13 protein-coding genes and 1 tRNA gene are annotated in these 15,408 nt (G+C 52.7%); 6 read left to right on the top strand and 8 right to left on the bottom strand.

Annotation, left to right across the window (positions count from 1 at the left end):
- Positions 1 to 125 precede the first annotated feature (125 nt).
- The 3 genes from M0808_RS18730 to M0808_RS18720 form a co-directional block, all read right to left on the bottom strand.
- A complete protein-coding gene (locus tag M0808_RS18730; protein ID WP_247842118.1) occupies positions 126 to 2,045 on the bottom strand; it encodes an alkaline phosphatase D family protein in 1,920 nt (639 codons plus the stop codon).
- Positions 2,046 to 2,118: 73 nt separating this feature from the next.
- Positions 2,119 to 2,850, bottom strand: a complete 732-nt coding sequence (locus M0808_RS18725; RefSeq protein ID WP_247842117.1) for a hypothetical protein — start codon at positions 2,848 to 2,850, stop codon at positions 2,119 to 2,121.
- A 110-nt stretch (positions 2,851 to 2,960) separates the two neighbouring features.
- Positions 2,961 to 3,335 (bottom strand): hypothetical protein, encoded by a 375-nt coding sequence (locus tag M0808_RS18720; RefSeq protein ID WP_049827877.1) that lies wholly within the window; start codon positions 3,333 to 3,335, stop codon positions 2,961 to 2,963.
- A 119-nt stretch (positions 3,336 to 3,454) separates the two neighbouring features.
- Between M0808_RS18720 and M0808_RS18715 the strand changes: the two genes are divergently transcribed.
- On the top strand, positions 3,455 to 4,204 hold the full coding sequence (locus tag M0808_RS18715; RefSeq protein WP_247842116.1) for a hypothetical protein: 750 nt from the start codon (positions 3,455 to 3,457) through the stop codon (positions 4,202 to 4,204).
- A 24-nt stretch (positions 4,205 to 4,228) separates the two neighbouring features.
- Here the strand turns inward: M0808_RS18715 and M0808_RS18710 are convergent, their stop codons facing one another.
- On the bottom strand, positions 4,229 to 4,558 hold the full coding sequence (locus M0808_RS18710; RefSeq protein WP_247842115.1) for a hypothetical protein: 330 nt from the start codon (positions 4,556 to 4,558) through the stop codon (positions 4,229 to 4,231).
- A gap of 264 nt (positions 4,559 to 4,822) precedes the next feature.
- Here M0808_RS18710 and M0808_RS18705 point away from each other — a divergent pair, with 264 nt between their 5' ends.
- Both M0808_RS18705 and M0808_RS18700 read left to right on the top strand, forming a co-directional pair.
- A complete protein-coding gene (locus M0808_RS18705; protein WP_027612145.1) occupies positions 4,823 to 5,083 on the top strand; it encodes a DUF6429 family protein in 261 nt (86 codons plus the stop codon).
- Positions 5,084 to 5,150: 67 nt separating this feature from the next.
- Positions 5,151 to 5,507 (top strand): hypothetical protein, encoded by a 357-nt coding sequence (locus tag M0808_RS18700; protein WP_247842114.1) that lies wholly within the window; start codon positions 5,151 to 5,153, stop codon positions 5,505 to 5,507.
- 281 nt (positions 5,508 to 5,788) lie between these two features.
- On the opposite strand, the gene M0808_RS18695 is transcribed toward M0808_RS18700, so the two are convergent.
- Complete coding sequence (locus M0808_RS18695) at positions 5,789 to 7,423, bottom strand: AAA family ATPase (RefSeq protein ID WP_145593209.1); 1,635 nt, start codon at positions 7,421 to 7,423, stop codon at positions 5,789 to 5,791.
- Between the two features lie 1,261 nt (positions 7,424 to 8,684).
- On the opposite strand from M0808_RS18695, the gene M0808_RS18690 reads away from it, so the two are divergent.
- Both M0808_RS18690 and M0808_RS18685 read left to right on the top strand, forming a co-directional pair.
- Positions 8,685 to 11,168, top strand: a complete 2,484-nt coding sequence (locus M0808_RS18690; protein ID WP_247842113.1) for a hypothetical protein — start codon at positions 8,685 to 8,687, stop codon at positions 11,166 to 11,168.
- Positions 11,155 to 12,150: a hypothetical protein gene (locus M0808_RS18685; RefSeq protein WP_247842112.1), complete on the top strand. Its 996-nt coding sequence runs from the start codon at positions 11,155 to 11,157 to the stop codon at positions 12,148 to 12,150. Before M0808_RS18690 ends, M0808_RS18685 begins: the two co-directional genes overlap by 14 nt.
- A gap of 221 nt (positions 12,151 to 12,371) precedes the next feature.
- Here the strand turns inward: M0808_RS18685 and M0808_RS18680 are convergent, their stop codons facing one another.
- The 3 genes from M0808_RS18680 to M0808_RS18670 all read right to left on the bottom strand — a co-directional run bounded on the left by M0808_RS18680 (position 12,372) and on the right by M0808_RS18670 (position 14,235).
- Positions 12,372 to 12,737 carry a histone-like nucleoid-structuring protein, MvaT/MvaU family gene (locus M0808_RS18680; RefSeq protein ID WP_145593211.1) on the bottom strand — a complete coding sequence of 122 codons (366 nt, stop codon included), beginning with the start codon at positions 12,735 to 12,737 and terminating at the stop codon, positions 12,372 to 12,374.
- Between the two features lie 312 nt (positions 12,738 to 13,049).
- A complete protein-coding gene (locus M0808_RS18675; RefSeq protein ID WP_247842111.1) occupies positions 13,050 to 13,820 on the bottom strand; it encodes a chromosome segregation protein SMC in 771 nt (256 codons plus the stop codon).
- A gap of 330 nt (positions 13,821 to 14,150) precedes the next feature.
- Positions 14,151 to 14,235 (bottom strand) — tRNA-Leu (locus M0808_RS18670).
- A 108-nt stretch (positions 14,236 to 14,343) separates the two neighbouring features.
- On the opposite strand from M0808_RS18670, the gene queA reads away from it, so the two are divergent.
- A complete protein-coding gene (gene queA, locus M0808_RS18665; protein WP_247842110.1) occupies positions 14,344 to 15,408 on the top strand; it encodes a tRNA preQ1(34) S-adenosylmethionine ribosyltransferase-isomerase QueA in 1,065 nt (354 codons plus the stop codon).

Raw genomic sequence — 15,408 nt, 5'->3', positions numbered from 1 at the left:
CTGCCGCCGAGAGTCCCTGTGGGAGCGGGCTTGCTCGCGAAAGCGTGTTGTCAGTTGACATTGATTTTGAATGATCAATTGCATTCGCGAGCAAGCCCGCTCCCACATTGGAAAAGTGCGTGATGCTAATCAGGATGATCCCCCAACTCAGGCGCCAGCATCCGCGTCTTCACCGCTCCGTTCGAATTGTGCTGAATGATCTCGCTCGGCTGCCCCTGCGCATTGAAAAACACCTGCCCGGTCCCCGCTGAATTCCACAGCCGCTCACCCGCTTCGGCATGTTCCGGGGTATAGGGCACGATGCGCATGCGTCGGCGTTTGGTAAACCAGTTCAACGGCGAACGCGGCGAATAGAGCCAGCGGTTGAGGCGGTCGAACCATTCCAGCAGGGTTTTCGGAAACTCATTCTTGATCCCGCTGCTGGTGATCTGCCAGATCCGTGGCCCGGCCTTGCGGTGTCGGATAAGTACTTCGTAGACGAAGGAATAATGCACATCGCCCGACAGCACCACGTAGTTTCCGGGTGTGCGGGTGTGTCGGAAAATGTTCAGGATCACCTGAGCGGCGCCGCGATGAGCCATCCAGTTTTCGGCGTCGACCAGCAGTGGATAACCGCACCAGCTGAAAACCTTCTGCACGGTTTCAATCAGCTTCACGCCGAAGATCGGCGCGGGGGAAACGATGATCGCTGACGGATGATCGAGCAGTTCCTGCTGCAGTTCGCTCAGGGCTTCCCAGTCCAGTAAACCGGAGGGTTGCTTGAGTGCCATCTCGCTGCGCCAGCGCCGGGTGCGGGTGTCGAGCACTACCAGCGCCGGGCTGCTCGGCAGCACGAAATGCCAATGCTGAAAGCGCAGCAAGTCATCGATCAGCGCGTCCTGCACCGAGCTGTCGAGATATTGATCGTCACCACTGGCGCTCAGGCGGCGAGTGTTCTCCAGCACATCCTTGAACGCGTCCGGATTATTGCCCCAGCCCTGACACAACATGTACGCGATCAAGGCGTTGCCGATGATGCGTTTGGAGAACGGGTGGCCGTAGGCGGTTTCCTCCCACTGCGCGGAAAGATTCCAGTCATCGGTGATGTCGTGGTCGTCGAAAATCATCAGGCTTGGCAGGTGCGCCAAGGCTCGGGCGACCTTGCCCAACCCGGCCTTGAAGCCATCAATGCGGGTCTGCTCCTGGGTGTAGCGCTTCAAGCGTTCAGGCGTCAGCGATGGAGCAGCAGGATTGATCAACCCCCAGGCAATCGGCGACCACACCAGCAAATACATCGCCATCACTTCGGCGAACGTCACCAGATGATTGTCAGCACTGCTGCTGGTGAAAATCGGCTTACGCGCACCGCCGAAAAATCGCTCGCGCAAGGTCTCGTTGCTCTCCAGCGCGGGTAACAGATCCGCACGGTGGTAGTAGCTGGCCGGGTGTTCGTAGAGTTTGGCGCTGTCGCTGACCACCGCGCCTTCGAGGTGTTCGTCGAACAGACCGAGGCGCTCGATCAACGCATGAATCGCCCGCAGCATCGGGCCGGCAACATCGTCGGCGTAGATCTGGTCGCCGCTCATCATCAACAGGGCGGGGCGTTGTAGTGGATCGGTTTCTATCGCCAGCAACTGATCGACACAGAGCAGACCGTCTGCCGCCGGATGATGCGGCTTGCGGCAGGAGCCGTGGAGCAATTGATCGATCCGTGAGCGCACGACGAAGTTCGGACAGCGGGCATTGCCGTACAGCAGGTGCGGCGCCCACTCGACGATGGGCGTCTGGCGGTCGATCAGCAGGTCATAGTCGATGCGCGTGTCGCAGGGCAGGGCGCTGTCGAGCACAACGTCAATCAAATGGACGAACGCATGACGGCCTACAGGGATGACTGTGCACTTCCCGGTATCAAGAGAGATGTCTCCTACGCCTTGCAGGCGCAACGTCAGCGACAATTCGCGGGTACCGACCAGCCACAGCACCACGCGCGTCGGTTCCAGCCGCCGCAGCAGCGGACCGGCCAAAACGGGAGGCAGCGGATTCAGGTCAGCAGGTATCGGTGACATTCAGGGGGCAAAGCTCAAGGCGCACAGGCTGGCGATGATAGCGCAGCCGGCGCCTTGAACCCTTAAACGAGGCTTAAGAGTCAGCCTTCTGCAGCTTCAGCGCCAGCAGTCGCCATTCGGCGGACGCGGATTGCTCCTGCACCGAGCAGTCGAAGCGATAAGTGACGTCATCGCCGTTCATGTTGCGCGCGGTGACCTTGTTGCTGAGGGTGTAGACCTGATCCTTGAAGCGCTTGGTGACAATGGCAGAGCTGTCGGCGAAGCGCTCCGACGCCGGGAAGCGCAGTGTGCTGGTGACCACCGTGCCGCACATGACATACGCGAGCATCGATTTATCGCTGTCGGCATTTTGCCCAAGCTTGTCGCGCAGCGCGGTGAGCGCTTTACGGCCCTGCGCGTCGCTCTGATCCAGGACGGTTTTTTCCGATATCGATTTCGGCGCCCGGCTGGCGTAATTCGGCAGCAGTGCGGAATCCGGCGGAGAAGGTTGGTTATCCGGCTCGATCGCGGCAAAGCCCGGCGCGTTTTCCAGCACCGCGGACGTTGAATCCGACTCGGCTTCGGGCAACAGACTGGTGGTGACATCGTTCTGTGCGATCACGTCTTCGACTGGCGCCTTTTCGGCTTTATGCGCCGACGGGAACAACGACAGGAAGATCGACAGCACCACCATGCCGACGATAAAACCGCCCGCCGCGCCAACGATGTTGCCGTAAAACAGATTCCAGCTGCCGCGGTTTTTCACCACCCAGCGCCACATCAAACCCCAGGCGGCGATAAATGCCAGAAAACTCAGAAACTCCATTCGATCCTTTCCTTAACCCTTCAATAGCCTGCAAAACAGCACCCACTGGCGGTGAGTGCTGAAGATGGACGGCAAGATATCAAAATAGAGGTCTGACGCCACGAAGACATTCACATGCCGAGATTGGGCGGATTGATCTGAACAAAAAACATGATCGCCGTTATGCCGGCCACAACGCCGCAAAGGCCGGCCAGTAGCTGACGCGCAACAGGGTGTTCGACCTGCGAGCGACGGGCCACCAGCATCCATACGCCGGTCAGCGCCGCGGCAGTCGCCAGCATTTCCAGAAGCGATCCCATGACCCCCGGGACCGGTGGCCGGCTAGAGCCGAACAGACCGACACAAAGCTGCGAAACCACCAGGCCGACAATCATGCCGCTGGCCGCACCCAACACATTGGCGAGTAGCAGATTCCACGCACCACGCTGCCTGACGACCCAGACCCACATGCCTATCCAGGCGATAAAGAAAAACACAACATCCATCGTATCCATCCTTCGAAACCCGTCACGGTACAAACGCTCGGCACCTTGCCGACAGTGGACGGCACGATAGCAAAATAGTAGCGTCGCGCCACTTTCTTGATTCCTGTAATGGACTACTCATGCCAAAAGCCGCTTCTGTTCTGCGCTTGCTCTGTGCAATCACGTGCGCCGCTGTCATTACCCCGGCATTCGCCGAGTGGAAGGAGCCCCCGGAGAGCAGCTGGCAGTATTACCTCGCCAACTGCCAGCGAATGCAGGAAAAAATGGCCGACGTCCAGAGCGGTCGCGTACCTGGCGCCTTTGAGGTGGCGGGTGATCTGGAAGGCAGCCTGCGGATCATCAATGAGCGCCGCTTGAACCTGACGCCCCAATACCTCGGCTCCCGCGAATTCGCGCAATGCGAAAACGTCGCCGCCCAGGCCGAGGCAACGATTGCCCAAGGCAAGGCCGAGTTCGCCGCCAGAATGAATCAGGCCGCCCAGCAAGGCCGCATCGCCCACCAGAACTCCCCCGAATACAAACGCGCTCGTTCACTCGGCTACAGCGACGTCGGCGACATCTCCTTCCTGAAACTGCACGAAGACATGGACGGCGAAGCCCGCCTGAAAACCATGCTGATCACCGTCGACGAAATCTGCGGCCAACACTTCCGCGCCACGCAGTATGTGAAGCCGTATGTGATCTATACCGTGCGCCCGTCGGATGGCGGCTGTGGCGAGGAAAAACGCGTGGCGATCGTCGGTGGCCGGTCGGTGGAGAAGGGCGATTACATTGATGAGCGGGGCGAGTTTCAGTATGTGGGCTGGAAGAAGATTGTGGGGGCGGATGGGTTTCCCACGGATATTCGGGTGTTGAAGGCGCGGCGCTGAAAGATCAGCGCGTGAAGCAACTGATCAGAGAATGTCTTTCAGATAACCCTTGAGCGCGAGGAGCGGCTGATCAAGCTGCTCCAGCGACTGCGCCTGACGGAAATCGGCTGACAGCTTGTGCAGCTCCCGTCCCAACGGTTTCTCGACCCCGCCCAACGCATCCATCGCCAAGCACAGGCACTCGTTCATCTTGAACTGGATGGTCTTGACATCCCCGCGGCGTACCAGCAATTCGAACACGTCTTTCTGATAATCACCCATGACCATGTCATCCCGCAGAATCGGGCTCAGGCCTTCCTCCTCGTAAGCGAGTTTGAGGGAGAACAGGGCGACGGTTTCCAGTGACGTTTCCATGGTTGGCCTTGGAGGTCCTTAAGCATGAGTCTTGAAAGTCGGAACGACCAACGAAAGCCGCTACGGGCGGCAGACCGCGTGCGGGCGGGCGTGATTATACTGAGTGGACGCATCAGGTGCAGTCCTTAGGCAAAACAGGTGGCACGGACAGCGCCGAGACATTCAATGACCTAAGCAACAGAACGAGTTTCTCAGGATGGCCAGCGAGTATGAGCTGCCAGACAAACTCAACGATAGTTCAGGCATATGAGCGGAGCGACGATCATGGAATACGACGAAAAGTTGATTGAAGAGGCTGTGCTTGCCCTGTTGGCCGCTTTCAGTTCCGACGACGGCAATGCATGGAAAGGCTTCGATTTTGAAGTCATGAACCGATTGCATGAGCAGGGTCTCATCAGTAATCCGGTAAACAGGAACAAATCGATCTGGTTGACGGAGGAGGGCCAGGAACGAGGTCGTCAGATAGCTGAGCGTTTGTTTGGGGGAGTTGTTCAAGCCCCGCGTGCGCCTGATCCAGATATCTGAGTTCCTGTATCGGCTCGTCGTTTGAACTGCGCCGCGCCAGTGGAACGCAAATGGAGGGGTTTTCCCGTTGGAGCATTTTCTGAATGAACCACAACTGACAAACGTTAGAGCTGCACTGTCCGAACCGTTCAACCATTTTCCCACTGATTACGATTACATCGCATGCCAGCTAAAAGGCGTCGATCCAGCGGTGCTCTACGAGATTTTTTATTCAGAAGTAGCGCCGGTGTGCTTTATGAACATTGCAGCGGTCCTGCCGACTGTCTGGACAGGTTTTGACCCTGATTGGCTCAGGGGCGAGATAGAGGAAAGGCTTGCGGCGCGGCAGCGTAATTGGTTTCGCAGGTTGTTCGACAAGTTGCTGATTCGTTGGTTGAAATACAACTACGACCATATGTGGCAAGAAATCGCCAGCAGGCTTTGAGCTTTTGGCAAGCGTCTGAAGTTCTTCGCTTTTAGCGATCAATACTGCGCCAAGTTTATCGCGCAACCGGTCTCATCGCTGGTGAGCAGGTGGCCATTGAGTGGAGAGGGGGCACTTTCCGATAGACGAAAAAAAAGGCCTTGCTAAGCAAGACCTTTCTTAATTTTGGTGCCCGAGGGAGACCGTCGGGTTCCATATAAAACGTGGCTTGCAGCGTGATTATACGTTTGGGGATACAAGTAGGGATACAGGATGTCGCCCGCTGAATTCGCAATCACGAGCTATACGAGCATTTCAGACAATTTCCCCAGCTTTAGCCTCAGCGACTGCTGAAGCTCATCATTGATTCCAACAAGGATCAGAGCCGCCCGCTCGTAGTCGGTTCGACCATTGAAATGTAGCGCCTTCGCAATACCGTTTAGCATCCCTGATTCTCTAACAGGATATCGACATACGATTGCGTCAATGTCCTCAGCGCTGACCATCTGTTTGATGCGCTCTAGCTCACCAGGATATGGTGACTCAAGTTTGAACTCGATATGCTTTTGCGCTCCCTCAACCATCATTTTTCTATCAGGCAAAGCAAGCAGGAGCTGGTCTCGAATGTGCCGCTCAGATATGCGGCTCGCCAAATGTTCAGGAATTCCTTTGGCAGTCACTGCCTGTAGCGCTGCCATTTTCGCTTCATGCTGTAACTGTTCCACTGGTAGACCGAACGTTCTGGCTTGCTGGGCGGCCAGTCCTGCTAATACATCAGCGGAATAGTAGAGGCTTTCAACTGCGAAAATCGGTAACGGATATATGCCATGGGACTCGAAGTCGAGTACCTGTTTTTCATCCATCCCATCGTGATCGATGAGACCGAAGGCTTGCGCCCGATGCATTTTTTCCACTGCTCGCAAACCTTCTACCGCCCTCATAACCTCTCGGCAGCTTTCACGCGATCTCACAGAGACCTTAGGGAATAGCAGTGAATAGAGCGGATGATCTAGGCTGTTTATTGTTCCTTCTATGAACAAGATTTTCTGGCGCGAACCGATTAGATCGACGCGTAACCATTCTGGTATTTCCTCAGGGGCATCCAAAACGTCCACTTGCCACGATTCAACTTCGTTGCCGGACCACTCACAACCTCGAACGAGGATGATTTTCGACTCAACGGAAGTGCTCGGAAGCCCTAGCTCATGCGTGCAAATGACGAAACCGCATTCAGGGCGTTCAGCAATGAGCGCTTTTAGGAGCGGAACGACGATTGCAGGGTGAAGGTGGAGTTCCGGCTCATCAATTAGAAAAATGGCTCCATCAGGAGCTGCCACCACCTCAGCTGCGAAAATAAGCGCGGCCCGCTCCCCATCAGACATCCGAGCAAAACTGTAAACAGCATCACCTCGCTGGGCTTTTAGTTCACCTTCAGAAATCAAAACCCGAACCTGCAGATTTGACTGGGATAGCAGGGCATTGATGCGATCTAAAGGGGCGTTATTTGACTGGAGTCGGGCAATAGCGCTTGACTGGGCACCTTCCGCTTTGATTTCGTTTGCGGCATCGACCTTGTACTGCAATTCAGCATTTTGCAGGTCATGTATAGCTTTTTCATTTCTAGCTGTTCCTGATATGACTTTCCAACGAGTGTCTGGATTTGCATCCCAATGGGGAAAGTTGACTGCGAGGTCTCTTCTTGCCGCATGTGTCAAACTGAGACCTTCATGCTCAAAGTGCCCGGGCCGGGAACCTGGCATAAACACTAGATTTTTACCTAGTTTTGTAGAGAGCATCCCCACTAAAGCGGATTTTCCAGTCCCGTTTCGACCGAGAATAAAAACCGGACAGCCTGGTTTGATCTCGATTTTTTTGGTGTCAGCTCCCGTGTTGATCTCAATTACATTAAGTGTTCCTGTTGATTCAACCTGCTCCATAGTATCTCCTAATTCATTGAGTTCCGTGGGGGGAGTGACTGGTAGCCGATGCTGCCAAAACCTAGCCCAAAAAGGGAGGGGGCCCCTGGGTATTTTCCTCGCGCACGGGGTCGGAAACCCGCGGGATTTTGTTAGCGGCACGACTTCGAGCTTATTGAATTTCAATCATTGAAATCGAAAGGATTCCGTTGAAAAAAGGCCATCGTTACATGGGCGGTAACGATGGCCTGTTGTGTTGATGATTCCGCACGTCTTCGGTCGTCAACCGTGTCAACCTGTCAACCAATGTAAAAAAATCAGCCGGTCTCAAGATCACGCGGGTTTTGTGCCCCGTGTCATTCGAAAACGCTCAGGGTCCCCGGCGTCCTCCCATCAACTGTGCAACTGCACTGGTGAACTGTGTGTTCACCCGCTTCACCTGTTCACTAAGCTGGGCAGCTGTCCGCTAACAAAGTCCCGCGGGTTTCCGACCCCGTATAGGTCAAAATCCTTCAGGGGCCCCGGCACCAAGTGAACTTCTGTCGCTGGTGGGACCTGTCGCTAGCGGGGAGTGGGGGCATACATCTTCGAAAAGCGGTGTAACAGGTGTTGCAGGTGTTACAGGACGACATAACCTATTGATTTTAAGGGTTGAAATTTTAGTAACACGTATTAAGAGCTTGCCTTGTGGTTGGTGTAACGCAATCGTGCGGTGTAGCGGTATTTCATATTCATTTGGCGCACCATGAGTCCTGGCGCAGAGGTTAGAATCCTATTCCATCCTATTCCTCCCATCTCGCTGCGGTAAGCGGCTGTAGGCATATGAGGCCTTTCACCCCCTGCACGCAGGTTCTTTCGAAGACGAGAATGGTGTGCGGCTTCATTCGATTGCTGAGGATCAAGCGTGTCTCTCCCCGATGCCTGACCGTGGCACTGTCCGGATTGCCTCCGCCGGTAGCGAAGTAATACAACTTCAGCGGATCCACGCGGTGGACGAGAGCTGAGACTATGAAGCCGCAATCAGGGTCCCATCCAACCAGTTAACAGCTGGCCTACCAACGCTCAGGCGTCCCCGCAGTGGGTGTGCAGGCTACGGGGGCGTGCGTACGCATGATTGAATGGAGCAGCCGAACCATGCTAAAAAATTTTGGGTACCGCCTCTTTTCTGGAAACTCTGAAGATAATTTCTTCGAAAGCTGAAATATTGTATTGATCAGGGCGCGAACATGGCTTCAGATATCGTTGTATGGCTATAGGTGCCGAATCTTGAAGGTGAGCAAATTTGACTGATCGACTGAAAGTTTGGGCTGGCTCCAAAGCTTGGTTTTGGGCGCTGAGGAGGTGGCTCGGGAAAGTAGTTTTCTTCTTCGAACACAGCCTGTACAAAACGAGCGTATTAATCACGGCGTCAAAAACAAATGTCCGTATTTCAGGTTCTATCGCTTGGATCGGAGTCAAAAGCCTTTTGTACGTTATCTTGGTTTTGGCCGCGCTAAACTTTTCGGAAATATATGTTAAGACAGAGCTAACTTGGCTTTCGACATCCAGTGTGAGCGATAAAGATTACATTGAGCAGCTTAAGCTTTACGCGCAATTGCTTACGGCAATATTCTCAATTTATTTTGCAACGATCGGGATTATACTGAGTGCAGGCTATACCAGACTTCGAGGTGACATTATTAAAATGCTTACCAACGAGCAGGTGGGCAGCATCTACTCACGAATATTAGTCTTTTCAGCAATTTTTTGTTTGTTGGCGACCGCCTTACCTTTATGGGGGTTTAAGACTGGCTTGTTTGTCTATTCAGTCGGAACGGTATTGACTTTGTTGAGCGCCTTGGCACTGTTTCCATTGGGGCAGAGGCTATTTAATTTTTTTGATCTAAATCTTTTGGTTCGCAGCGAGATTCTCCCTAGCATCGTTCGTTACATTGAGAGTGCAGCTAAACCCCGTGTTTCTGTTTCAATTGCTAATCATCATTCGAAGGCTGCGCGGCGGGCCCTCGAGCAACTTTACTATATTGATGATCGTATAAAGCTAGGTAGGGAGAGATTAGAGGATAATCTGCCGCCTTTAACCGAGGTCTATACGGCATTACTGCTCCACTACCTTCATCAAAAGCACAAGATTGATCAGAATAGTTACTGGTTTCCTAGACGGATTAAGCATAAACAATGGTTTTTGGCTGGGGACAGTGCAACGTCTATGGCGCTGAGAACGAGCAGCCAACAAATGCTAATTGAGGAGAAAACTGATCATCATTGGCTTGAAAACGAAATTGTGAAGAGAATGGCGGGCCATGTTGAACTTGCATTGCAAGTGGGTGATTATAACTTGGCATTGAAGCTCATTGCTCAATTTTCGATTCGGATATCGGGTTATGCACACCAGTTTCAGTTCGATGTGGGTATGCAAGAGATAAAAAGATTCAAACAAATCATCGAGTGCGCTTTCGAGTCATCCAGTGCGCCGGATGATGAGATAAATAGAATTAAGATAGGTATAGCGGATACGTGGGCTGCATTGGGGAGTAATCTCTGTTTAGAAACGCTTCGTCGAATGATAACTTTTGAGAAAGAGCTGAAACGGTTTTTTGAACTGGACGAATGGAGCGAGAGTTCATTGCTTCGCTTACCTGCTTTTATGCAAGTCGAACTATTTTTCATAGTTGAGCGTATACAGCTAGAAAGTAAGGTTGAAGGGCGGCGCCTATCTAAACCTAAGTATGTCCAACAGCTAGCGATCCAGAAGTTGTTGCAGAACTATTCGAAAATTCTGCCTGATGTATGTCAATTCTATCAAGAAGTACTTCCGGGATTTGTAGATGCTTTGACTAGATTGAAAATGTCACAAGCCGCTACGCAGGTCGTACTTGCAAGTCTGCATAGTTATAAGAAGTTGCCAAGCTGGTTTGATGAGATTTCTCGCCTGATGGGTCGATATCGTGAATACGAGCACTACGGAGAGGAGCAATACAAGCTGTCCGAAATAAATGTAGACGAAATGATCAAGGGAGTTGTATTAGCACAACAAAATGCTGTTCAGCGGCTCGGCAACGCAGCTATGGTAGGTTATTTGTTTGAATCGAACTATAGCGATGAACTGCCTGATCACTTTGGTCAAGTTTATTTCGAGCTAGCCGAAGCATGCATAAGCTCGCTTGAGCAAAATGATGTGAATAAGCTGAATGCAGTCCTTCCAATGTTTATGTCGCTTGCGTTCCTGGCGTCGGATATGAAGTTCAGTGATCCGTTGCTAGAGATAAACAATGAGTTTCGACTTCATTTGCTTTCAACCGTCGTCAATGACCTCTCGTCAATTTTAGGTTTCGCCATCCTCTACGGTGCATACTTCGAAAATGATAGTTTGTCTAAAGATGCTATAGCTCAGTTTGAAAGTTGGATTCAGCGCGCGGCCGATAGACATGGTTACTTGAAGCGCATGATACTCCTTTCGAATTCTTTAACTTTTAGCATGAGCGTGTCGCCGCGGAGTATGATCAGATTTAACTGGAAGAATTCGTTCGAGGATCGTCTGAGAAGTGATGGCTTTGGAGATCGGATGGACGGTGGGCGAGGAGTGATTCATCCACAAAAAGTTGTAAGGGAGTTCATAAGATCGAACGCTGATGCGTCTCATCTTTTTTTTGCAGTCCAAGTAGTGCCGCAATTAGATCCAATCGATTTCGAGATGGATTACGAAATCACCGACATGGCTCAGCGTTTGCGAGAGGATGGCGAAGAGGTGAATCATGAAGATTTTTAAAGCCGATCCTTCATACTGGTTCCGTACCTGTGAGACAAATCTTGGTTTTATCGACAGCTTATTTGTCAAGCAAGTACGTCACAAGCCAGATTTTCTTCGCCGGATGTTCGACGAGGATTTTGCGAGATTGTTTCACCCACGAAATCGTCGCAATGGCAACCTCTTTCAGATCGTATCGAATGATGATGGAGTCATGCAGAAGCTACTTGGTAACGTTCAATTGAGGCGCTCACGACGTTCAGTAGACGAAACAATATATGAACTGGTGACGGAAATAGCAAAGACACTGATTTGGTGTGGAGAAGCGCACTATCTTATCTTTGACGATACAGAAAATGGTGGCGTCGGCGTAGCGTCGTTCAACTCGCAAGGCGTTTTGCGTCTGTTTGGTCGGCACATCCAGTGGGTCCCGAAACGGAATGAAAGGCACTGGGATCGAGAAAATATAGAGCTTCCAAGAGAAATCCGTATTTTGGATTCAGCCAAAGTAATGCGCTTCGAGGTGCCCAAAACAATAAAGCGTATGCTCACTACTCAGAATAGAACTCTAAAGGTGCTCGATAAATACCAATTTATTAGGACGACCGATTTTCACTTGCCGCCCACTCACGAGAACCCGAACCCGACCAACCACTTCGACTTTGAAGCTTGGAGTGATATTCAAGATATCTCATTATACCGAGCCACACGAAGTACCGGCTGGAATGGAAGAAAATATGACGCATCAAAGCGGTCAGATTTTTTTGATTGTCATCGGATGATCCGTTTTCGACGAAACCAGCTTTCACTGAGGGATGCCATTTTATATCAACTAGGCAATGAGCTCTCAAGGATTGGAAAAAATTACACCGCTGAATTTTCAATAAAAATTTCGGCAACTGACCAGTTGCCAAGCGTCGCATACTTGGATGAACTGACGGAAAGGTTAGCCGCTGAAAAGGTGGGATTTACAGAGATCATCGACTATTGTTACAAACAATGAATTTAATCCGCCTGCGCCGGTGGGAAGTATCTAGGGCTTAAGAAAAAAATCGATACACTTAATTTGAATGGCAGTTTTCGCCGGCCAGCTTGCGATACCACAAGGAAGAGCCGAAACATTGAGAGAATCGCTGGTAATATTTCATGAATCAGTTTTCTATTTTTCACCCTGGATTAATTATCAAATAGGGCCCATCTGGGCCCCATTTCAAGTGACGCAGTTTATTTTTTCAGCCACCCCTCAACGGTGTCGGCACCGTATTTCGCTTTCCACTCTTTCAAAGCTTTGTGGTTGCCGCCTTTGGTTTCAACCACTTCACCGGTGTGCGGATTCTTGTAGACCTTCAGCTCGCGAGGTTTGCGCTTGCCAGGTGCCGCCGTCGGCGTTGGGGCGCGCTTAGTGCTCTGTGGATCCAGCAGGTTGATGATGTGCTTGAGGCTGAAACCGTACTGGTTCAGCAGCTCGCGCAGCTTGGTCTCGAACTCTATCTCTTTCTTCAGTGCGCCGTCGCTCTTCAGCGCTTCCAGCGCCTGCATCTGCTCAGCCAGGTGTTTTTCCAGCTGACGGTATTCGGCAAGTTTGGACATTTTTTTTCCTATGTTTGTTTGATGTCAGTTTGAATGTTCGTGCGGCTCACAAGTTCAGCGCTATTCTGGCAGTTTCAGATACTCTTGGATGCTGATGATTTCGCTCTTGATCAATTTTACCGTGAGAATCTCGACTTTCGTTTTTATGCGAGGTTTGTCCACGAATTCCAGCATTTCCTTTAAGGAGACTATTCGTGCTTTCAGTAGTTCTTTCCAGTTGGGGGTGTTTCTAAGGTCAAATTGAATGATCATTTTTTAGCCTGTTGAGGTTAAACAGCCTACCTGCGCAGGCTGTTTTGGTGGCTCAATGCCCTACAGCGAAAGGATGTCTTGCACGCTGTACTTGCCGGATCGATCCAACAGCTCGCGCCAAGTCCAGCTGTGGAAGTCTTCGCCTTCTTGCGGAAGTACCAGTTTCATCAGGCTGAGGTGTTCCCCTCCCAACATGCCTTGTACATTCCACAGCTTGCCGCCCAACTCCATCAGCGCTTGCGCTTGTTCGTTCCATTGTTCCTCCAGCACTGTGCGGGCCAGGAACATCGCTGTTTTTTGGATCGAACCGTATTCCCTCTGCGCCTCGGCAATGTGCTGGTCGACGATGGCCAGCTCCTGATCCAGTGCAGTGATGATCAGGTGTTGACGACGATTGTGTTCGGTCGCCGTGGCGAGGTTTTTCGCGGCCTTCTGCGCGTCGGCATTGGTGTTCTTTTCGCCCTCGGTATCGCCCCAGGCCACGGCCTGCGCGTAGGCGGTGGCGGCATCGGTTTCGGCTTGCCGGGCCCTGGTCATGTCGTCCTCCGCTTGCTGCTGGATCTGCGCCAAGCGGGTGCTGAGGCTGTCGCGTTTTTCGTTGAGTTCTTGTTCGTCGGCTTTCCAGTTCGCCATCGACGCGGTGTAACCCGCCATCAGGGTTTCATGATTTAGCAGTTTCTCGCGGCGAGTGATCTTCGCATCGAGCAGCCATGCACGGTGCTTACTGGCGTCGTAAGGAACTTTCAGGCTGCTGTGCTCCTTGCGGATTTCGGTCAGCCGTTCCTCCTCGATGACTTCGTCGCTTTCCAATAGCGCTTCCAGCGGCGCCATCTTGGAGTAGTGCTGTTCAGCGTCGCTCAGGTGTTTGTCGCGCTGGGAGGTCAGTTTTTAATCTCGTCGATCAACCGTTACTTTTTTTCGCAATGACCGGTTGCCGCAGCGAATTTTTACCGGAGTGGATAAGTCTCGTTTGGGAGGAAGTCGATTGGATTGCTGAATTGAATGCTGAGGGCGCCAGAGAGGGGCACGAATTGCTACAGATGAGCTAGATCACTTTGGGTTTAATCTAGGTTTTTGAAGATTGTGCGGAGAATTAGATGGGCACAGCACTTTCCGACAGACGAAAAAAAAGGCCTTGCTAAGCAAGACCTTTCTTGATTTTGGTGCCCCGAGGGAGACTCGAACTCCCACTCCTTTCGAAAACGGATTTTGAATCCGCCGCGTCTACCAATTCCGCCATCAGGGCTCAATGGCGGCGAAGTATAGAGAGGTGATTACCGTTGGTCAATCACGTTTCATGGTCAATTTTTGATAATTCCGCTAGACTTTCCGGCCCTGCTAGACGAACCACATCATGCGCGTTGCTGACTTTACCTTCGAGCTTCCTGATTCGCTGATCGCCCGCCACCCGTTGGCCGAGCGTCGCGCTAGTCGCCTGCTGACCCTTGATGGGCCGAGCGGCGCCCTTGCACACCGTCAATTCACTGATTTGCTTGAGCATTTGCGCCCGGGCGATTTGATGGTATTCAACAATACCCGGGTGATTCCGGCGCGGCTGTTTGGGCAGAAAGCCTCGGGCGGCAAGCTGGAAATCCTCATCGAACGCGTGCTCGATACGCACCGCGTGCTGGCCCATGTGCGCTCCAGCAAGTCGCCGAAGCCGGGTTCGAAGATCCTCATCGACGGCGGTGGTGAAGCCGAGATGCTCGCGCGTCACGATGCGCTGTTCGAGCTGGCCTTCGCTGAAGAAGTGCTGCCGTTGCTCGATCGCGTCGGGCACATGCCGTTGCCTCCTTATATAGACCGCCCGGATGAAGGCTCGGATCGCGAGCGTTATCAGACCGTGTACGCCCAGCGCCTGGGTGCGGTAGCGGCGCCGACGGCGGGGCTGCATTTCGATCAGCCGCTGATGGAGGCGATTGCCGCCAAGGGCGTCGAGACCGCGTTCGTCACGCTGCACGTCGGTGCGGGGACGTTCCAGCCGGTGCGCGTCGACAAGATCGAAGATCACCACATGCACAGCGAGTGGCTGGAAGTCGGCCAGGATGTGGTCGACGCCGTTGCCGCGTGCCGCGCGCGTGGTGGACGGGTGATTGCCGTGGGCACCACCAGTGTGCGTTCGCTGGAAAGTGCCGCGCGCGATGGCGTGCTCAAGCCGTTCAGTGGCGACACCGACATCTTTATCTACCCGGGCCGGCCGTTCCATGTGGTCGACGCCCTGGTCACCAACTTCCACTTGCCGGAATCCACGCTGTTGATGCTGGTTTCGGCGTTCGCCGGTTATCCCGAAACCATGGCCGCTTATAAAGCCGCCGTCGACAACGGCTACCGCTTTTTCAGCTACGGTGATGCGATGTTCATCACCCGTAATCCCGCCCCGACTGCCCCTGAACACACAGGCCCAGAGGAAACAGAATGA

This window comes from Pseudomonas sp. MWU12-3103b (assembly GCF_023100615.1).
Taxonomy (GTDB): domain Bacteria; phylum Pseudomonadota; class Gammaproteobacteria; order Pseudomonadales; family Pseudomonadaceae; genus Aquipseudomonas; species Aquipseudomonas putida_A.
The sequence above is the reverse complement of the archived record's forward strand: the minus strand, read 5'-3'. Positions and strand labels throughout refer to the sequence as shown.